This is a genomic window from Pseudolysinimonas yzui (assembly GCF_014653215.1).
Classification (GTDB): domain Bacteria; phylum Actinomycetota; class Actinomycetes; order Actinomycetales; family Microbacteriaceae; genus Pseudolysinimonas_A; species Pseudolysinimonas_A yzui.
Genome location: NZ_BNAI01000007.1, coordinates 1 through 19,653, shown reverse-complemented (window position 1 = coordinate 19,653; position 19,653 = coordinate 1). Strand labels below are relative to the sequence as shown.

Annotated in this window: 15 protein-coding genes; 6 read left to right on the top strand and 9 right to left on the bottom strand. The window is 69.1% G+C overall.

Annotation, left to right across the window (positions count from 1 at the left end; genetic code table 11):
- Window positions 1–20 precede the first annotated feature (20 nt).
- On the bottom strand, window positions 21–986 hold the full coding sequence (locus tag IE173_RS12905; protein ID WP_191283934.1) for an ABC transporter substrate-binding protein: 966 nt from the start codon (window positions 984–986) through the stop codon (window positions 21–23).
- A 257-nt stretch (window positions 987–1,243) separates the two neighbouring features.
- Window positions 1,244–2,452 carry an MFS transporter gene (locus tag IE173_RS12900; protein ID WP_191283933.1) on the bottom strand — a complete coding sequence of 403 codons (1,209 nt, stop codon included), beginning with the start codon at window positions 2,450–2,452 and terminating at the stop codon, window positions 1,244–1,246.
- A gap of 312 nt (window positions 2,453–2,764) precedes the next feature.
- Here IE173_RS12900 and IE173_RS12895 point away from each other — a divergent pair, with 312 nt between their 5' ends.
- Together IE173_RS12895 and IE173_RS12890 are read left to right on the top strand one after the other, a co-directional pair.
- On the top strand, window positions 2,765–5,203 hold the full coding sequence (locus IE173_RS12895) for a ribonucleoside-diphosphate reductase subunit alpha (RefSeq protein WP_191283932.1): 2,439 nt from the start codon (window positions 2,765–2,767) through the stop codon (window positions 5,201–5,203).
- A gap of 188 nt (window positions 5,204–5,391) precedes the next feature.
- The gene (locus tag IE173_RS12890; RefSeq protein WP_191283931.1) at window positions 5,392–6,387 is read left to right on the top strand and encodes a ribonucleotide-diphosphate reductase subunit beta; all 996 of its coding nucleotides are present in this window, start codon (window positions 5,392–5,394) and stop codon (window positions 6,385–6,387) included.
- Window positions 6,388–6,398: 11 nt separating this feature from the next.
- Here the strand turns inward: IE173_RS12890 and IE173_RS12885 are convergent, their stop codons facing one another.
- Both IE173_RS12885 and IE173_RS12880 read right to left on the bottom strand, forming a co-directional pair.
- Entirely contained in the window at window positions 6,399–8,090 is a 1,692-nt protein-coding gene (locus tag IE173_RS12885) for a formate--tetrahydrofolate ligase (protein ID WP_191283930.1), read from the bottom strand.
- A gap of 35 nt (window positions 8,091–8,125) precedes the next feature.
- On the bottom strand, window positions 8,126–9,076 hold the full coding sequence (locus IE173_RS12880) for an aldo/keto reductase (protein ID WP_191283929.1): 951 nt from the start codon (window positions 9,074–9,076) through the stop codon (window positions 8,126–8,128).
- 53 nt (window positions 9,077–9,129) lie between these two features.
- Here IE173_RS12880 and IE173_RS12875 point away from each other — a divergent pair, with 53 nt between their 5' ends.
- Window positions 9,130–9,507 carry a MerR family transcriptional regulator gene (locus IE173_RS12875; protein ID WP_191283928.1) on the top strand — a complete coding sequence of 126 codons (378 nt, stop codon included), beginning with the start codon at window positions 9,130–9,132 and terminating at the stop codon, window positions 9,505–9,507.
- Here the strand turns inward: IE173_RS12875 and hrpA are convergent.
- The 3 genes from hrpA to IE173_RS12860 are packed head-to-tail and all read right to left on the bottom strand — an operon-like array spanning window position 9,500 to window position 14,597.
- A complete protein-coding gene (gene hrpA / locus IE173_RS12870) occupies window positions 9,500–13,216 on the bottom strand; it encodes an ATP-dependent RNA helicase HrpA (protein WP_191283927.1) in 3,717 nt (1,238 codons plus the stop codon). The genes IE173_RS12875 and hrpA overlap by 8 nt on opposite strands.
- Window positions 13,217–13,249: 33 nt before the next feature.
- Window positions 13,250–14,233, bottom strand: coding sequence for an SRPBCC family protein (locus tag IE173_RS12865; RefSeq protein WP_191283926.1), 984 nt, complete (start codon window positions 14,231–14,233; stop codon window positions 13,250–13,252).
- 25 nt (window positions 14,234–14,258) lie between these two features.
- Window positions 14,259–14,597, bottom strand: a complete 339-nt coding sequence (locus tag IE173_RS12860; RefSeq protein WP_191283925.1) for an ArsR/SmtB family transcription factor — start codon at window positions 14,595–14,597, stop codon at window positions 14,259–14,261.
- Window positions 14,598–14,652: 55 nt separating this feature from the next.
- On the opposite strand from IE173_RS12860, the gene IE173_RS12855 reads away from it, so the two are divergent.
- A complete protein-coding gene (locus tag IE173_RS12855; protein ID WP_191283924.1) occupies window positions 14,653–15,483 on the top strand; it encodes an aldo/keto reductase in 831 nt (276 codons plus the stop codon).
- Here IE173_RS12855 and IE173_RS12850 read toward each other — a convergent pair.
- Window positions 15,480–16,277: an MBL fold metallo-hydrolase gene (locus tag IE173_RS12850; protein WP_191283923.1), complete on the bottom strand. Its 798-nt coding sequence runs from the start codon at window positions 16,275–16,277 to the stop codon at window positions 15,480–15,482. The two genes, IE173_RS12855 and IE173_RS12850, sit on opposite strands and share 4 nt — an antisense overlap.
- An 11-nt stretch (window positions 16,278–16,288) precedes the next feature.
- On the opposite strand from IE173_RS12850, the gene IE173_RS12845 reads away from it, so the two are divergent.
- Window positions 16,289–18,109: a thioredoxin domain-containing protein gene (locus IE173_RS12845; RefSeq protein WP_191283922.1), complete on the top strand. Its 1,821-nt coding sequence runs from the start codon at window positions 16,289–16,291 to the stop codon at window positions 18,107–18,109.
- On the top strand, window positions 18,106–18,648 hold the full coding sequence (locus tag IE173_RS12840) for a hypothetical protein (RefSeq protein WP_191283921.1): 543 nt from the start codon (window positions 18,106–18,108) through the stop codon (window positions 18,646–18,648). Before IE173_RS12845 ends, IE173_RS12840 begins: the two co-directional genes overlap by 4 nt.
- Here the strand turns inward: IE173_RS12840 and IE173_RS12835 are convergent.
- Complete coding sequence (locus tag IE173_RS12835) at window positions 18,645–19,529, bottom strand: sulfurtransferase (RefSeq protein WP_191283920.1); 885 nt, start codon at window positions 19,527–19,529, stop codon at window positions 18,645–18,647. The two genes, IE173_RS12840 and IE173_RS12835, sit on opposite strands and share 4 nt — an antisense overlap.
- Window positions 19,530–19,653 lie beyond the last annotated feature (124 nt).

The following is a 19,653-nucleotide window of genomic DNA, read 5'->3' as shown; positions in this document are numbered from 1 at the left end:
GCCCGCCCCGGACTGGTGGATCAGTACAGACGCTCGTCGATGACTTCGGCGGCCTGCTCCGGAGTGAACGACTGGTCCTCGACGTAGATCTTCTTCTCGACGTCCTTACCCGCAAGGACGTCCTTGACGAGGCCCGCGGCCAGGTCGCCGAGGAGCGGGTTGCACTCCACGATGAAGTTGATCTTGCCGTCGATCAGGGCGAGCATGCCGTCCTTGACCGCGTCGATCGAGACGATCTGGATGTCCGTACCGGGAACGAGTCCGGCAGCCTCGATCGCGTCGATCGCGCCGAGAGCCATGTCGTCGTTGTGTGCGTACACCAGGTCGATCGTGTCGCCGTACTTCTGCAGGAACCCTTCCATCACGGTCTTGCCGTCGGCACGGGTGAAGTTGCCCGTCTGCGAGTCGAGCGTGGTGATCGCGGTGCCCTCGATGGCCTCGGCGAAGCCCTCGGCACGGTCGTTGGCCGGAGCCGAACCGGTCGTGCCCTCGAGAACGACGAGGTTGGTCGGGGTGTCACCGAACGTCTCGGCCGCCCACTGGCCGGCCATGACGCCTTCGTTGCGGAAGTCGAGGCCGACCCACGCGGCGTACAGGTCATCCGACGCCGTCACGGTGCGGTCTTCGAGGATGACCGGGATGCCGGCCTCCTTCGCTTCGGTGAGCACGTCATCCCAGCCGTCTTCGACGATCGGCGCGATGACGATCGCGTCGACGCCCTGGTTGATGAAGCTGCGCACCGCGGCGATCTGCGCCTCGATCTTGTTGTCGGCTGCGTTGAACACGAGCTCGAAGCCGTTCTCTTCCGAGAACGCGGCCTTCATCGACTCGGTGTTCGCCGAACGCCAGCCGCTCTCCGAACCGGTCTGTGCGAAGCCGACGGTGATGAGTTCGTCATCGCCTCCGCCACCGCCTCCCGCGCAACCCGTCATGGCCAGCGCGAGCGCCGCCGCTGCGGCGATACCGCCGATCAGTTTCTTCTTCATTGCCAAAACCTCCTCGTCTTGGCCGGCAGCAGTGCCGGATCTTGGTGACAGTCGACGGACATGGGGAAGTCCGTCGACTGAATGTTAGCCTTCACAATTCCATCCGCGGCAAGAGCAAACGGGTAACAGTTCGATAACGGAGCGTGGCAGAAAGCCCGGATTTCCAGGGAAGCTCTCGCGAGCGCTGCCGGAGATCGGACGAATGTGATGTCACAACGCCATCACATTCGAGAAATCAGGGGCGCGCGCGCAGGTCGTCAGCTCGGCTGGACCGGCACCGGTTCGGTGTCGGGGATCGGTCCCGCGTCGCGCCCGCGAAGGTCGGGAATCGCGCGGCGGAACACGGTCGCGATGAGCACCGCGACTGCCGCCAAGATGGCCGCCGTGACGAACCCGCCGGTCGATCCGGCGGCGTCGATCAGGAAGCCCGCAACGGCCGAGCCGAGGGCGGCGCCGAGCAGTTGACCCGTACCCACCCAGCCGTAGGCCTCCGCGGTATCGCTGAAGCGCACCGTCGCCGACACCGCCGCGAACATGACCGCGAGCGCAGGCGCGACGCAGAGGCCGGCAATCAGAAGGGCGCCCGAGATCGTCCAGAACTCGAACGCGAACACCGCGAGCACCGAACCGACGAGGATGACGCTCATCCGCCGGGCGAGCGCCCACGGTCCGACCGGCAGGTGGCCGAAGGCGAGCCCGCCGGCGAGCGAGGCGAGGGCGAAGATCGCCAGCACGAAGCCCGACTCGGGGCTGCCGTCGCCGAACATCGACACGACACCGGCCTCGATCGCGGCGAACGAGCCGACCAGCAGGATGCCGACGATCGTGATGAGCAGCACCGACGGTCGGGCGAGCACGACGCCGAACCGGCGCTTCGACTGCGGGATGCGTACGCGTCCGAGTTCGGGGCTGCTGACGAACCAGATGCCCCCACCGACCAGGAACAGCAGTGACAGGAGGATGCCCGCGGTGCTCGAGACCTGCGTCGCGACGAAGGTCACGAGCACGGGGCCGGCGACCCAGATGATCTCCTGCGCGCTCGCGTCGAGCGAGAACAGCGGGGTCAGCTGCCGACTGTTGACGACTTTCGGGTAGACCGTGCGCACGGCGGGCTGGATGGGCGGGTAGCTCAGGCCGCAGACCAGGGCCACCGCCATGAACCCCGGGACCGACAGCGGCGCGAACGCCAGGACCGCGAGAGCGGCCGCGCAGACGGCGCCGGTGAGGATGAGCACGGGCCGCATCGCCCACGCCCCCATCCAGCGGCTGGTGAGCGGGCCGGAGACGGCTTGGCCGACGCTCAGGCTGGCGAGAACGAGGCCGGCGATCCCGTACGAGTGGAAGATCCCCTCGACGTGGATGAGCAGCCCGAGCGAGAGCATCCCCCCGGGGAAACGCGCGACGAGTTGCGCGAACAAGAGCCGGGCGACCCCCGGGTGGCGCAACAGCTCGGCGTACGTCTTCACAGCCTGCCCACATTACTCTTTGGCGCGTGGCGACCCGACGGCCGAGACGGCCGTCGGCGCTGGCGTCGCGGTGAAGGCCAGAAATGGCCTTCACTCTATGCTCCAGCGCGCTGTGGAAACTGTGGAGAAGTCCGCGGAGTTATCCACAATCTGTGGACGACACGCCCACTAGATGTAGTGGTGGTGCGCCTGTCGGCACCCGGATATATAGTGATCAAACCTCCCGGCCAGGGGGAGGGGTCACATGGCCGGAACGCAGTCGAATCCGAAGGTTTTTCGCGACCCACGAGGTCGCCAGTTAGGGGAGTACAAGTGAGCATCACGGTCGTCAAGCGCAGCGGAGAGCGTGAGCCCTACGACGCGAACAAGATCAACCTCGCGATCGAACACGCGAGTCAGGGCCTTGACGAGAACATCACCTGGGTGACGCAGATCGCGTCGGAGCTCGAGCTCACCCTGTTCGACGGCATCACGACCCAGCAGCTCGACGAGGCGGTCATCCAGGTCGCCCTGCAGAACGTCAAAGACGACCCCCAGTTCGACACCGTCGCCGCCCGGCTCCTGCTCAAGACGATCTACAAGAGCGTGCTCGGCGACTACCAGACCGCTGCAGAGCTGAAGTCGCTGCACGCCCAGTACTTCCGCTCGAGCGTCATCCGCGGCGTCGAGGAGAAGCTGCTCGACCCGCGCTTCCCCGACCTCTTCGACCTCGACCGTCTCGCGGCCGCCCTCGAGCCGAGCCGCGACGAGCTGCTCAAGTACATCGGCGTCGTCACCCTCAACAACCGCTACGGCATCAAGGCCCGCAACGGCGAGCCGCTCGAGGTTCCCCAGTTCTTCTGGATGCGCATCGCGATGGGCCTCTCGCTCAACGAGGTCGACCCCACCACGGTCGCGATCGGCTTCTACGACAAGATGTCGAAGCTCGAATACATCGCCGCCGGCTCGACGCTCGTCAACGCCGGCACCGCGTTCCCGCAGCTCTCCAACTGCTTCGTCATGGAGATCCAGGACGACATCGAGAGCATCGCCAAGGGCGTGCGCGACGTGATGTGGCTCACCAAGGGCACCGGCGGCATCGGCCTCTCGGTCACCAAGCTCCGGGCGCAGGGCTCGCCGATCCGCTCGAACAACACGACCTCCACCGGCCCCATCCCGTTCATGCACACGATCGACTCGGTGCTGCGCGCGGTCAGCCGCGGCGGCAAGAAGTTCGGGGCGCTGTGCTTCTACATGGAGAACTGGCACCTCGACTTCCCCGAGTTCCTCGACCTGCGGCAGAACTCCGGTGACCCGTACCGTCGCACCCGCACCGCCAACACCGCGGTCTGGATCAGCGACGAGTTCATGAAGCGCGTGCAGAACGACGACGACTGGTACCTGTTCGACCCGCTCGAGGTCGCCGACCTCAACGAGCTGTACGGCGCCGCGTTCTCGAAGCGCTACGCCGAGTACATCGCGATGGCCGAGGCCGGCGAGCTCGGGATGTTCAAGAAGATCGGAGCGCGCGAGCAGTTCAAGTCGATCCTCATCTCGCTGCAGACCACCAGCCACCCGTGGCTGACCTGGAAGGACACGATCAACAACCGTGCCCTCAACAACAACACGGGCACGATCCACCTGTCGAACCTGTGCACCGAGATCTGCCTCCCGCAGGACGAGGAGAACATCTCGGTCTGCAACCTGGCCTCGATCAACCTGTCGACGCACCTCAAGGTCGACACGAACGGCGGCTTGGGCTTCGACTGGGATCTCGTCGACGCGAGCGCCCGCAGCGCCGTGCGCCAGCTCGACAACCTCATCGACATCACCGAGTCGAGTGTCAACGAGGCCGACCACGCCAACCAGCAGAACCGCGCGATCGGCCTGGGCGTCATGGGCTTCACGGATGTCGTCGAGAAGCTCGGCATCTCGTACGAGTCCGAGGCGGCCTACGACCTGATGGACGAGATCATGGAGCACGTCTCCTACGCGGCCATCGACGAATCGGCCGACCTCGCCCGCGAGCGCGGCAGCTACAACAACTTCGAAGGATCGCGGTGGTCGCAGGGCCTCGTGCCGTTCGACTCGATCGCGCTCACCGAGAAGGACCGCGGCGTCGAGATCAAGGTCAACCGCACCACGCGGCTCGACTGGGACGCGCTGCGCGAGAAGGTCAAGGGCGGCATGCGCAACGCCACCCTCATGGCGATCGCGCCCACGGCATCCATCGGTCTCGTCGCCGGCACCACACCCGGGCTCGACCCGCAGTTCTCGCAGATCTTCAGCCGCGCGACGAGCAACGGCAAGTTCCTCGAGGTGAACCGCAACCTCGTCGAGGCGCTACAGGAGCGCGGGCTGTGGGAGTCGGTTCGTGAGCAGATCCTGCGGTCGCAGGGTGACATCCAGGGCATCGACGCGATCCCGGATGACCTGAAGGCGGTCTACAAGACGTCGTTCCAGCTGTCGCCGTACTCGTTCCTCGAGGTGGCGGCGCGGGCGCAGAAGTGGATCGACCAGTCGATCAGCCGCAACATGTATCTCGAGACGCGCGACCTCGGCGACATGATGGACATCTACTACGCGGCGTGGGAGCGGGGCGTGAAGACGACCTACTACCTGCACATGAAGCCGCGCCACACCGCCGAGCAGTCGACGGTGAAGGTCAACAAGAGCGAAGACATCACGCAGAAGTCCGAAACCCCTGTTGATGGTGTCGCGGCAACGGCGACCTCGGCTCCGGCGCGTCGCGGGTTCGGGGGCCTCAAGTGAGCGGGCCCTTCGACTCTTACGCCGCCGTCAGCGTGGGCGAATACTCGGTACCGGTCGACCCGATGGACGACCTGCAGTGCGAGAGCTGCCAGTGACCTCGGGTCACACCAACTAATCCGCCAATCCTCGGGGTACTCACCCCCTAATCCGTCACAATTGCGACGGATCGACGACTAAGGACCGCACGCATGGGCATTCTGGGCACCGGGATCAAGGAAGGGCTTCTGTTGAAGCCCGTGACCTACCAGTGGGCGATGGATCTGTACGACCAGGCTGTGGCGAACACGTGGTTCCCGAACGAGATCCAGCTGGGCGAAGACATCGCCGACTTCAAGAAGATGACGGATGAAGAGCGTCACGCGATCACGTTCCTCATGTCGTATTTCAACCCGAACGAACTGCTCGTCAACAAGGCGCTCGCGTTCGGGGTCTACCCCTACATCAACGCTCCCGAGGCGCACCTCTACCTCGCGAAGCAGATGTGGGAGGAGGCCAACCACTGCATGTCGTTCGAGTACGTGCTCGAGACCTTCCCGATCGACCGCAACGAGGCCTACAACTCCCACGTCGACGTGCCGTCGATGGCCCGCAAGGAGGAGTTCGAGGTCTCGTTCATCAAGCGGATGACCGAGGAGACCCTCGACATCACGACGACGGCCGGCAAGCAGGACTTCATCCGCAACCTCGTCGCCTACAACATCATCCTCGAGGGCATCTGGTTCTACTCGGGCTTCATGGTGGCGCTGTCGTTCCGGCAGCGGAACCTGCTGCGCAACTTCGGCTCGCTCATGGACTGGATCGTGCGCGACGAGAGCCTGCACCTGAAGTTCGGCATCAACCTCATCCTCACGGTGCTCGACGAGAACCCCGACCTGCAGACCCCGGAGTTCGCCGGCGAGATCCGCCAGATGATCCTCGACGCCGTCGAGATGGAGGAGCAGTACAACCGCGACCTGCTGCCGCACGGCATCCTCGGGCTCAACGCCAACTACATCAACCAGTACGTGAAGTACCTGGCCGACCGGCGCCTCGAGGAGCTCGGGTTCGACACCGAGTACAACGTCACCAACCCGGCGAAGTGGATGGCGGCCGCGAACGACACTCTGCAGTTGGTGAACTTCTTCGAGTCGACGAACACCTCGTACGAGTCGAACGCCTCTGCCTCGGGGAAGAAGAAGGACTAGCGCCGCACAGGTCAGCTCAGGCCGACGATCTGTCCGTCGTCGTCGATATCGATGATCTCCGCCGCCGGCGCGGAGGAGAGCCCCGGCATCGTGCGCATGTCACCGCAGATCGGGTAGATGAACCCGGCACCGACCGATGCCCGCACCTCGCGCACCGGCAGACGCCACCCGGTGGGCGCCCCCTTGATGCTCGGGTCGGCCGACAGCGACAGGTGCGTCTTGGCGATGCAGACCGGCAGGGAGCCGTAGCCCGCCCGTTCGTACTTCTCGAGTTGCCGAGCCGCCAGCGGTGAGACGTCGAGGCCGTCGGCACCGTACATCTCGCGAGCGATCACCTTGATCTTGTCGACCAGCGGAAGGTCGTCGGGGTAGAGCCGGTGGTAGTCCGACGGCTCGGCGCAGGCCTCCGCGACCGCCTCGGCGAGTTCGGCCGCGCCCTTGCCGCCGTCGGTGAAGTGGTGACTGATGGTGGCGCGCACCCCCTCTTCGGCCGCGACATCGAGGATCGCCCGGTGCTCGCTGGGGTGGTCGGTGGGGAAGGCGTTCACCGCGATGACGGGCGTCACGCCGTGGCGGCGCACGTTGGCGATCTGCCGACGCAGGTTCGCCGCCCCGGCGAGCACGTCATCCGGATTCTCGGCGAGCATCTCGGGCGGCAGCGGCCGACCGGCGACGACCCGGTACTTGCCCGAATGCGTCTTCAGGTCACGCACCGTCGCGACGAGCACGGCCGCATCCGGAGTCAGCCCGGACGCCCGGCACTTGATGTTGAAGAACTTCTCGGCACCGATGTCGGCGCCGAACCCCGCCTCGGTGACGAGGTAGTCGCCGGCGTGGATGCCGATCAGGTCGGCGACGACCGAGGAGTTGCCGGTGGCGATGTTGCCGAACGGGCCGCAGTGCACCAGTACCGGGGTCTGCTCGACGGTCTGCATCAGGTTGGGCTTGATGGCGTCGGTGAGCATCGCCGTCATCGCCCCGGCGACCTTGAGCATCTCGGCGGTCACCGGTTCGCCGTCGCGAGTCGAGCCGACGACGATGCGGCCCATCCGCTCGCGCAGATCCCGCAGCGACGTGCACAGCGACAGCAGCGCCATCACCTCGCTCGCGGCGGAGATGTCGAATCCGGTCTGGCGGGGGGTGCCGTCGTCGGCCCCGCCGAGCCCGGTGACGATGTTGCGCAGCTCGCGGTCGTTGACGTCGAGCACGCGGCGCCAGGTGATCTCGTGCGGGTCGAGCCCGAGCCGGTTGCCCTTGTGCAGGTGGTTGCCGATCATCGCCGACAGCAGGTTGTGGGCCGCGGTGACGGCGTGCATGTCACCGGTCAGGTGCAGGTTGAGGGCCTCCATCGGCACCACCTGGGAGTAGCCGCCCCCGGCCGCTCCGCCCTTGATGCCGAACGTCGGCCCCATCGACGGCTGCCGGATGGCGACGATGCCGAGTTTGCCGATCTGGCCGAAGCCCTGCCCGAGTCCGACGGTGGTGGTGGTCTTGCCCGACCCCAGCGGCGTCGGGGTGATGGCGGTGACAACGACGTACTTGGCGCGCGGCCGGCTCTTGAGCTCGTCGATCGCGGCGAGCGAGATCTTCGCCGCCGCGGTTCCGTAGGGTTCCAGCAGGTGGGGTGCGATGCCCATGTCGGCGGCGACCTCGTGCAGCGGTCGGCGCACCGCCGCGCGCGAGATGGCGAGATCGGACAGCATGGCAGCACGCTACCGGGGCGGCGGCCGATCTGTACCTACTGCCGCTCGACGGCGTCGAGCCGCTCTCGCAGCTGCGCGGGCAGTTCGAACGCCGTCGCCTCGAGCGCGGCATCGAGTTGCGCGAGCTTGCTGCCGCCGAGAATGGGACGCGTCGCCGGGGTGCCGCCGGCGAGCCAGCTGAGCACGACCTGCCCCCGCGTGAGCCCGGTCTCGGCCGCCACCTCGTCGAGAACGGCGAGACGCCGGGTCGTGCCGGGGTGGTCGTACGGTTCGGGAATCGGCTTGGCCGGGTTGTCGTAGGCGCCGCTCAGGAGGGGCGTGTACGCCCAGAGTTCCAGCCCTTCGGGGGTGGCGAGGTCGAGCAACTCGTCGTCGACGACCCCGAAACGGTGGTTCTGCCCGTCGGGGCGGATGCCAGGGCGCGTCTGCAGGAAGGTGCGGCTGTGCTGTAGCGCGGTGATCGGCTCGACGCCGCGGGAGCGGGCGTGGGTCCGCGCGCGTTCGACGAGCCAGGCGGGATGGTTGGAGGTGCCGATGCGCCCGGCGCGGCCGTCGGCGACCAGCTCGGCCATGGCATCCGCTGTCTCCTCGATCGGGGTCGCGCGGTCTTCCATGTGCGCCCACACCAACTCGACATGGTCGGTGCCGAGCCGGCGCAGGCTGCCCTCGAACTGCGACCGGATGGCGGGGCGCGAGAGCCCGGTGCGGGACGCGGGCCACTCGCCGGCGACGCGCGGCTCGGCTCCGAACTTGGTGGAGATCTTGACCCGGTCGCGCATGCCGGGCCGGGCGGCGAGCCAGCGTCCGATGAGTTCTTCGCTGTCGCCCCCGTAGCCCGATTCGCTCGCCCAGAAGGAGTAGCAGTCGGCGGTGTCGATCCATTCGCCGCCGGCGTCGACGAATCGGTCGAGGAGGGCGAAGGAGGTGGTCTCGTCGATCGTGGTGCCGAACATCATGGCCCCGAGTACCAGTCGTGAAGCGGTCATGAGACCAGCCTGCAAGCTGGAGTTCGCTCCAGGTCAAGGGCAGGATCGGATCCATGACGACCACGTACTCGCCTGCCGAAGCCGCCGATCGCTCGGGATTCAGCCTCGACACCCTGCGGTACTACGAGCGGGAGGGCATTCTGGCGCCGGTCAGCCGCACCGCCGGCGGTCATCGGGCCTACACCGAGGGCGATCTCGACTGGCTCGGGCTGGTGCGCTGCCTTCGTGACACCGGCATGCCGATCGCGCAGCTCAAGCGCTACAGCGAACTCGCGGTCGACGCGTCGACGATGGATGAGCGGCTCGCGCTGCTCGAGGACCACGCCCGCGAGGTGCAAGCCTCCGTCGACGCGCTGCTCGCGCAGCAGCATCGGCTTCGCGAGAAGATCGCCTGGTACCGCAGGCAGGGCGCGTCGAGCCGGCCTAGCTGAGCGCCTTGCGGATGCGCTGCACCGACACCGGCCCGGCGGCACCGAGGTGCTGGGCGAAGAGCGAGAGCCGCAGTTCTTCGAGCATCCAGCGCACGTCGGCGAGGCGCGCGGGCGTGGTGGCGGCCAGCGGAAGGGTGCCCCCGGCGTCGAGGTAGAGGGTCTCGGCCTGCTCCACCTCGGTCTGCCACGCCCGGTCGCGCCCCGGGTTGTCGGAGAGGCGGGCCACCCGGTGCAGGATGCCGGCGAGGTACACCGGCATCCGGCGCAGCCGCGGCAACCCGGCGATTCCCGCGAACCCGGGATGCACGAGCGCCTGCAGCTGCCCGCGGGCATCGGTGAGCGGCCCCATGAAGGCGAGAGAGGATGCCGCGGCGATCGCCCGGTCGACCTCGCGCGCCGCGGTGAGCACCTTCGCGATGAGGGCGACCGTGTCGAAGAGGGCGTCGACCAGTCCGGCGGAGACCTCGAGGCGGAGTGCCTCGAAGGCGGCCCGGTCGCGCGGGGCGCGGTCACCGGCCGTCGCGGCGAGGGTCGCGAGCAGCGCGTCATCCCAGAGCGCCGCGGTCGACGGGTACGGGCTCGCGGCGAGGGCGAGCTTCTCCGGCCCGGTGAGGTGATCGCGCACGTAGCCCACCGGGTTCGGCACCGTCAACGCGAGCAGCCGCAGCACCCCGCGCGGGTGGGCGGTGAGCGCCTCCTCCTCGGTCGCGAACACCCGCACCGCGACCGCCGCGCCGGCGTCGACGAGCGCCGGGTAGCCGCGCACTCCGCCGGCTTCGACCATCGCCGGGAGGGGGTCGAGATCCCAGGTGGTGATCCCCGTGCGTTCCAGGTCGCGACCCGGGGTGGCGCGTGCGGTGACCTTCGCCACCGTGGCGCGGGTCTTCTCGGCGAACCGCTCCCGCAGTTCGGGCAGCGACTTCGAGGCGCCGAGGCGCTTGCCCCCGCGATCGACCGCGGCGTAGGTCATGCGCAGATTCGCCGGCACCCGGTCGAGCTCGAACGCCGCCGGATCGACAACCGTGTGCGTCGCGGCGCGGATCGCGGCCGCGAGCGCGGGCAGCAGCGGCTCGTCGAGATTCAGGGTGGGGAGCAACCGCCGCGCCCAGTCGGCGGCAGGAACCACGTTCTTGCGGATCGCCTTCGGCAGCGCCTTCAGCAGCGCCGTGATCAGCTCTTCCCGAAGACCGGGCACGAGCCACTCGAAGGCGGCGCCGTCGACGGTGGCGAGCCGCTCCACGGGGATCTCGACGGTGACGCCGTCGTCGGGGGCGCCGGGCTCGAAGCGGTAGCGCAACGCGTAGTCGCCGATGCGGTCGGGGAAGGCGTCGGCGTCCAGCGCATCGTCGTCTTCGTCGAGAAGGTCGGCGCGGGTCATCGTCAGCAGCTCGGGGGTGGTGGCGCGGGCATCCTTCCACCAGCGTTCGAAGGCGCGCACGTCGGTGATCTCGCGGGGGATGCGGGCGTCGTAGAACTCGATGACGGCTTCGTCGTCGGCCAGGATGTCGCGACGCCGGGTGCGCTCCTCCACCTCGGCTAGCTCGGCGCGCAGCGCGCGGTTGGCGTGATCGAAGTCGTAGAGGGCGTTGCCGCGGATGACGAACGGCCAGTCGCCCTCGATGAGCGCGTGCCGCAGGAACAGCTCGCGCGCCTCGACCGGATCGATGCGCCCCAGTTGCACGGTGCGCCGCGCGACGATCGGCAACCCGAACAACGTGACCCGTTCGAAGGCGACCGCCGAGCCCTGCTTCTTCGCCCAGTGCGGCTCGGAGTACGACCGCTTGGCCAGGTCGCCCGCGAGCTTCTCGGCCCACGCGGGGTCGATCGCGGCGACGGTGCGGGCGAACAGCCGGCTGGTCTCCACCAGTTCGGCGGCCATCACGAACTCCGGGGTCTTCTTCGCGAGCGCCGAGCCCGGGAACACCTGGAACCGCTGCCCGCGCGCGCCCAGGAAGTCCCTCTTCTCGCGGTCGCGCATCCCGAGCCGGCTGAGCAACCCGGCGAGCAGCGAGCGATGGATGCCGTCGGCATCGGTCGACGGTGAACCCGGCACCAGCCCCAGCGGCTTCGCAGCCCGCACCACTTGGCGATAGAGGTCATGCCATTCGCGCACCCGCAGATAGTTGAGGTACTCGGCCTTGCACATGCGCCGGAACGCGCTGCTCGAGCGCTCGCGCTGCTCCTTCTCGAGATGGTTCCAGAGGTTGAGCAGCGTGACGAAGTCGCTCGTCGGGTCGACGAAGCGGGCGTGCTGCTGGTCGGCCTGCGCACGCTTCTCGAGCGGCCGTTCGCGGGGGTCCTGGATGCTCAGCCCCGCAACGATCGCCGCCACCTCCCGCACCACCCCGTGTCGCTTCGCCTCGATGAGCATCCGCGCGAACCGCACGTCCACCGGAAGCTGCGCGAGCATCCGCCCGGTGTTCGTGAGGCGGCCGTCGGCGACGGCGCCGAGTTCCGCCAGCAGGTCGAGGCCGTCGCGCACGCCCCGCGAATCCGGGGGCTGCAGGAACGGGAACGCGGCGATGTCGCCGAGCCCGAGGGTCATCATCTGCAGGATGACCGCGGCGAGGTCGGTGCGCAGGATCTCGGGGTCGGTGAACGCGGGCCGCTTCGCGAAGTCGTCTTCGGCGTAGAGCCGGATCGCGATCCCGTCGCTCGTGCGGCCCGCGCGTCCGGAGCGCTGGTTGGCGGATGCCTGCGAGATCGCCTCGATCGGCAGCCGCTGCACCTTGGCGCGCGGGCTGTACCGCGAGATGCGAGCGGTACCGGCATCCACCACGTATTTGATGCCGGGCACCGTGAGGCTCGTCTCGGCGACGTTGGTGGCGAGCACCACCCGGCGGCGGATTCCGGGCGGACGCTTCGTGTCGAACACCCGGTGCTGCTCGGCCGACGACAGCCGCCCGTAGAGCGGCACGATCTCGGTGTGCGCCCGGCCGCCGAGCGCGTCCTGGGCGTCGCGGATCTCGGCCTCGCCCGAGAGGAACACCAGCACGTCGCCGTCGGGTTCGCGGGCGAGTTCGTCGAGTGCGGCGGCGATGCCCTGCAGGTAGTCGAGATCTTCGACCGGTTCGCCCTCTTCGTCGTCCATGCGTTCCGAGACCAACGGGCGGTAGCGGATGTCGACGGGGTAGGTGCGACCGCTCACCTCGACGATCGGGGCGGGGGTGCCGTCGGGTGAGGCGAAGTGTCGGGCGAACGACTCCGGGTCGATCGTCGCCGAGGTGACGATGACCTTGAGGTCGGGACGTCGGGGCAGCAGCTGCGCGAGGTAGCCGAGCAGGAAGTCGATCGTGAGCGACCGCTCGTGCGCCTCGTCGATGATGATCGTGTCGTAGCGCCTGAGCTCGCGGTCGCGCTGCAGTTCGGCCAGCAGCACGCCGTCGGTCATCAGCTTCACCCGGGTGTCGCGGGCCGACCGGTCGTCGAACCGCACCTGGTAGCCGACGACGCCGCCGAGTTCGACGCCGAGTTCCGACGCGATCCGCTCGGCGACCGACCGGGCCGCGATGCGCCGCGGCTGAGTGTGCCCGATCCGCTCGCGGCCGAGGTCGAGGCAGATCTTCGGCAGCTGCGTGGTCTTGCCCGAGCCCGTCTCACCCGCGATGATGACGACCTGATTCGCCGCGATGACACGGGCGATCTCATCCCGCACCTGGCTGACGGGCAGCTCCGGCGGGTAGGTGATCGCGAGGTCGGCGGGAGACATGAGCTGTCCAGCTTATGGCTCCCGCCGACGGGGTCACACGACGGGAAGCAACTCCCGCTCGAGCCGGGCGTAGCTGGTCTCCATGCCGTCGGTCATGCCGGTGGCGAGGATGGCGTCGCGTTGCGCCGCGTCGGCATAGGTGATGAGCAGGGTGAGCAGCGTGACGCCGTCGTCTTCGGCGAACGACAGGTCGTTCGTCGTCGCCGGGAAGTCGGCACCGGTCATGCGCTCGGTGGTGACGATGCGGCGCTCCGGCTCGAACACCAGAGTCTCGCCGTCGAAGCCGAACCCCTGGTCCGGGGTGCCGTCGACAGGCTCCCAGGCGTAGCGGTAGGCGCCACCCGGCGTGGGGTCGACCTCGCAGACCGACATCCGCCAGCCGTCGGGGCCGAGCAGCCAGCGCTTCATCAGCTCGGGCTCGGTGTGCGCGCGCCAGATGAGGTGGCGCGGCGCGTCGAATGCCCGCGTGATGCGCACGTGCTGGTCGTCGAGCACCTCGACCTGGGTCCCCTTGCCGAGGGCGTAGTCGCGCAGGTCGGCGATGACGGCGTCGAGCTGCCCGATGGCCTGCGTCATCCCCTCGACCTGTCCCATGGCGAGAACCTGCTCGAGCGCCTCTGCGGTCGGCGACGCCGACACCGCGGTGAATCGTGACCCGCCGGGTGTGCTCTCGAAGTTCAGCGTCATCCGCCCCGTCGGCATCGAGGTGTCGACCTCGCCCTGCGCATCGGCGAACGAGTCGAGCGCGACGATGCGGTGCGGCTCCTCGACCTCGGCGAAGTCCCAGCGGCCGTAGAAGCTCTCACCCTCGGGGCTGGTCATCCAGTAGTGCGCGATACCGCCGGGGCGCAGCTCGTAGGTGCCGAACGTCGCGGGGTATCCGGGAGGGCCCCAGAAGCGTTCCAGCTTGCGCGGGTCGGCGAAGGCGTTCCAGAGGCGCTCGACAGGCACCGGGAAGTCGGCGACGAGGGTCATCGTGAGCGCTTCGGGGTCGGTGGTGACGGATGTCACGGGCATGGTGCTCTCCTTCTCTTCGGTTCGGTCAGTCGTCGGCGGCGAGGAGTGCATCGAGACGGTCGATGCGTCCGCGCCACAGGTGGGCGTAGGCGTCGAGCAGCTCGCGCGCCTTCGCGATGCGTTCAGGGTCGGCACGCACGATGCGCGCTCGGCCGCGGGCCTCCTTGGTCACGAGTGCTGCTCCCTCAAGTACGGCGACGTGCTTCTGCACGGCGGCGAACGACATCGTGTACGCCGCCGCGAGTTCGCTCACCGAAGCGTCGCCGGTGAGGGTGCGTCGCAGGATGTCACGCCGCGTCGCGTCGGCGAGGGCGTGGAAGATGCGGTCGACCTCGAGGTCACTGAGCTCAGTATCTACAACCATTTGGTTGTACGTTAGCGGTCCATCGCGTTCAGGTCAAGCGTCTTAGGCTGGAACGATGACGGTTCCCACACTCACGCTCAACGACGGCCACACCATCCCTCAGCTCGGGTTCGGAGTGTTCAAGGTCGACCCCGACGAGACCGAGCGGATCGTCTCGGATGCCCTCGAAGCCGGGTACCGGCACATCGACACCGCCGCGGTCTACGGCAACGAGATCGGGGTCGGTCGGGCGATTCAGAAGTCGGGCATCCCGCGCGACGAGCTGTTCATCACCACCAAGCTGTGGAACTCCGACCAGGGCACCCAGTCGGCTTTCGACGCGATCGACCTGAGCCTCGAGAAGCTGCAGCTCGACAGCGTCAACCTCTACCTCATCCACTGGCCCCGCCCCGACCTCGACAAGTACCTCGAGACCTGGCTCGCGATGGAGCAGATCCGCGATGCCGGCAAGGCGACGAGCATCGGCGTCTCGAACTTCCACGTGCCGCACCTCGAGAAGATCCTCGCCGGGTCGTCGACGGTGCCGGCGGTCGACCAGATCGAGTTGCACCCGACCTTCCAGCAGCGCGAGCTGCGGGCCTGGGGTGCCGAGCACGGCATGGCGATCGAAGCCTGGGGTCCGCTCGGTCAGGGCAAGTACGACCTGCTCGGCATGCCGGCGCTTCAGCAGATCGCGGCCGCGCACGGGGTCACCCCCGCGCAGGTGGTCATCCGCTGGCACCTGCAGAGCGGCATCATCGTCTTCCCGAAGTCGAACTCGGCGGAGCGCATCCGGCAGAACTTCGACGTCTTCGGGTTCGAGCTCACCGCCGCCGAGATGGCCGCGATCGACGCCCTCGATGCGGGCAACCGCGTGGGGGCGGATCCCGAGATGGCGACCTTCTAGAGTCCCGACACGTCGCTGCGCGGCTCCTCGGCCACCGAGGCGCGGACGCCGCGGGGGGTGGCGACCAGGAGGTCGGCGATCCCGGCGGCGGCGAACGCGGCCTCGAGGTCGGCGCGGCTCTCGCTGAAGTGACGCCAGTCTTCGGTGTGCACGCCGACGACGGCGCGGGCGCCGAGCATCCGCGTCGCCGCGACGGCGTCGACCGAGGTGAGCGTCAGGGCGGCGTCGATCCGCGGCACCCGGGCGGCACCGGCGAACAGCACGGCGACGTCGATCGGCGCGAAGCGGGCGGCGATCTCGTCGACGACGTCCAGTTCCGAGTTGTCGCCGCTCACATAGACGGTGGGGGCACCCGGGGCCTCGAGCACGAACCCGGTCACGGGGCCCGCCGCGTCGCCGGGGCCGTGCGAGGCCGGCACTGCTGTCACCGAGAAGCCGCGTCGAGCGGTCGCCTCCCACGGCTCCAGCCCGCGCACGTGCGGAAGGCCGAGCTCGGTCGCGGCGAGCGGCGTCGTCAGGGTCGGGATGCCGGAGCGCACGAGCGCGAGGCCGGCCTCATCGAGGTTGTCGCGGTGGTCGTGGTGGCTGAGCAGGATGAGATGCACCGGCGGGAGTGCGGCCACGTCGAGCGCGGGACCGTGTGTCTTCACGAGCGTCGTCGACCCGGGTCGCTCGTACTCCTGAGGGGCGTCGAACGTGGGGTCGGTGAGGATGGTCAGTCCCGCGTACTCGAGCAGCACGGTCGGCCCGCCGACGTAGGTGACCGTCACGGGAGATGCGGAAGAGCCCGGCATAGGGTGAGCCTATGACGGGGAGCCGGCTCGCTGACTCGACGAGCCCCTACCTGCGCTCGCACGCCGGCAACCCCGTCGACTGGTGGCCGTGGAGTGAGCAGGCGTTCGCCGAGGCGGCGCGACGCGACGTGCCGGTGCTCATCTCGATCGGCTACGCCACCTGCCACTGGTGCCACGTGATGGCGCGCGAGAGTTTCAGCGACCCCGAGGTCGCCGCCCAGCTCGCCGCCGGGTTCGTGGCCATCAAGGTCGACCGGGAGGAGCATCCGGATGTCGACGCCGCCTACCTCGCCGCGGCGAGTGCGTTCACCCCGTCGCTCGGCTGGCCGCTCACGGTGTTCACCACTCCCGCCGGCGCGGCGTTCTACGCGGGCACCTACTTTCCGCCGCGTCCCGTGCCGGGGGTGCCGGCCTTCCGGGAGGTGCTCGACGCGATCACCGACGCCTGGACGCAGCGTCGCGACGACGTCGAACAGACCGCGTCGACGCTCGTCGCCGCGCTGACGGCGGATCGTCCCGTCGCCGAGAAGTCGGGGTTGTCGGCCGAGGCACTCGAGGCGGCCGTCGCCGATCTTGCAGCGGCCGAAGACCGGGAGTTCGGCGGATTCGGCACCGCCCCGAAGTTCCCGACGACACCGGTGCTCGCCTTCCTGCTCGAGCAGGGCGGGGAACCGGCCCGCGCGCTCGCCGAGCGCACCCTGTCGCGCATGGCGGCCTCCCCGCTGCGAGATGCGGTCGAAGGCGGGTTCTTCCGCTACGCCGTGCAGCGCGACTGGTCGGAGCCGCACTACGAGCGGATGCTGACCGACAACGCCCAGTTGCTCGCCTGCTACGCGGCGATCGGCGACGCGGCGACGGCGAGCGGAATCGCCGGCTTCCTGCTCGACCGGTTGCGGGTGTCGGGCGGCTTCGCGTCCGGGCAGGACAGCGAGAGCGAGCTCGACGGGGTGCGCAACGAAGGCGGCTACTACGCGCTCGACGCCGCGGCTCGGGCGACCCAGCCGCCGCCTCCGCTCGACGGCAAGGTGCTGACCGGGCTCAACGGCCTCGCCATCGGCGCGCTCGCCGACGCCGGGGTGCGCTTCGCGCGCGACGACTGGATCGCCGCGGCACGTGAGGCGGCGGATGCGGTGCTCGCCGTGCACGGATCCGCCGCGCCGTTGCGCCGGGCGTCGCTCGACGGGCGGCCATCGGATGCCGTGGCGACTCTCGAGGACTACGGCGGGCTCGCCGGGGGGTTGGCGCGGCTGGCCCTCGCCACCGGTGAGCCGCGCTACGCCGTGATCGCCCGCGACCTCGTCGAGGCGTGCGACCAGGGCGATGACGTCGCCGCGCCCTCGGGCCCCGATCCGGTGCTGGCGGCGCGCGGGCTCAGTCTGCCTCCCGAGATCGCCGACGGGGCGACGCCGTCGGGTCGCGCCCTGCTCGCCGATGCGGCGCTGCTGCTCGCGGCGCTCGGCGGCGACGACCGCCACCGGCGCATCGCGGAACGGGCGATCGCGCCCGCGCTGACGCACGCATCCGGGCAGCCGCTGTCGTTCGGCGGCGCCCTCGGGGTGGCCGTGCGTCTGGGTCGCGCCGTCGCTCAACTGGTCGTCGTCGGGCCGGGGGACTCGCCCCTCGCGGCGCTCGCCCGGGGCTGGGGCGGGCCGGATCGCATCCTCGCCCTCGTCACCGACGAACAGGCCGCCGCCTTCGCCGCGGACGGCTTCGAGCTGTTCGCGGCCCGCGTGAGTCGGGAGGGTCGCGACACCGCGTACCTCTGCGAGCACTTCGTCTGCGACCTTCCGCTCACCGACGCGGCCGCCCTCGCGGATAGGCTCGGGGTATGACGCGCTCGCTTCCCGCCCCGATCGCATTGCTCGGCCTCGCGCTCTCCGCCGTGCTGCTCGCGGGATGCACGAGCGCCTTCCTCGTCGACGGAGGAACCGCGGCGCCTTCGCCGACCGCGACCGACGCCACCCCCGAGCCGACCAAATCCGCGGCGCCGCCCGAGCCCGCCGAGGAGTTCGACTGCGACGACGTGCTCATCGACCGCCCCGGCAACTACGTCGTCGGCGTGTGCGGCACCGTCACCCTCGAGGGCGGCGGCATCGACCTCTCGTTCACGTCGATCGAGATGCTCATCATCCGCGGTGACGGCGCCGACATCGTCGGCGAGACGCTCGGCAGTGTCGAACTCGAGGGTCAGCGCGCCGACATCTCGGCGATCAGCATCGACGACCTGTCGATCCGCGGTGAGCAGAACACCGTCGTCGTCGACACCACGATCGGCACCGTCGTCGTCAACGGCAACGAGAACGTCGTCAGCACCGGCGAAGGCATCGAAGCGCCCGTCGTCGACAACGGCCTTCTCAACGAGATCAGCTAGACGAGGGCGCCGCTCGCGGCGGTCACCAGTGGCGCGTCGGGATCGGCTGCCCACTCGTTGAGCGATCCGTCGTAGATCGCGACGTGGGTCTCGCCGAGCCGCACCAGCTGCAGCGCGGCGGCGGCAGCCGCGATGCCGCCGTTGCAGTAGGTGATGATGCGCGGGGCCTCGAGGATCGGCGCGAACAGGCCGTGCAGTTCGGCGTCGGGGAGTGCGGTGCGCGACTCCCGGTCGACGAGTCGCACCGCGGGGAGCGAGCGGGATCCGGGGATGACACCGGGGCGCGCCCGGGAGGCCACCTCGCCGGTGAACTCCTTCGGCGGGATCGAGCAGACCAGCGCGGCCTCCTCCTCGCCCCGGACGACACGTTCGACATAGGCCTTGTCCACCCACACGTCGGGGCGTTCGACGCCCACGAACGGCCGCGGCGTGGGCGAGACGTGTCCACGCTCGACCGGGCGGTCGTCGGCTCGCCAGGCGGTCAGCCCGCCGTCGAGCACGGCGGCGGCATCGTGCCCGAAGGCACGCAGCAGCCACCAGAACCGAGCCGCCCACTGGCCGAGCACGGTGTCGTAGACGACCACGGTCGTGTGTGCGCCGATTCCGAGCGCGCCGGCGGCGGCGGCGAAACGCTCGGCGGTCGGCCGCGTGAACGGATAGCGGCCGTCCTGGTCGGAGAACTCCTCGATCAGGTCGGCGAAGACCGCACCGGGGATGTGACCTTCGGCGATGTACTGCTCGTGGCCACTGAGCGAACCCGGCTTGCCGTTCGGCTGCGTGAACGAGACGACCGAGGCGTCGACGACGACGAGGTCGTCGGCACCGAGGTGGTCGGCGAGCCACTGTGCGGAGACGAGCGGTGACGGAAGCGTGATGGCCATGCGTTTCTCCTATGTCAAGCTGCGGCCGCGAGGGGGGCGGTCGCGGAGGCTTGGTCGGTGGTCAGGTGGTTGTAGACGATGCGGGCGAGGCGTCGTTTGAGGCAGCGCAATGCTTCGGCTGTGG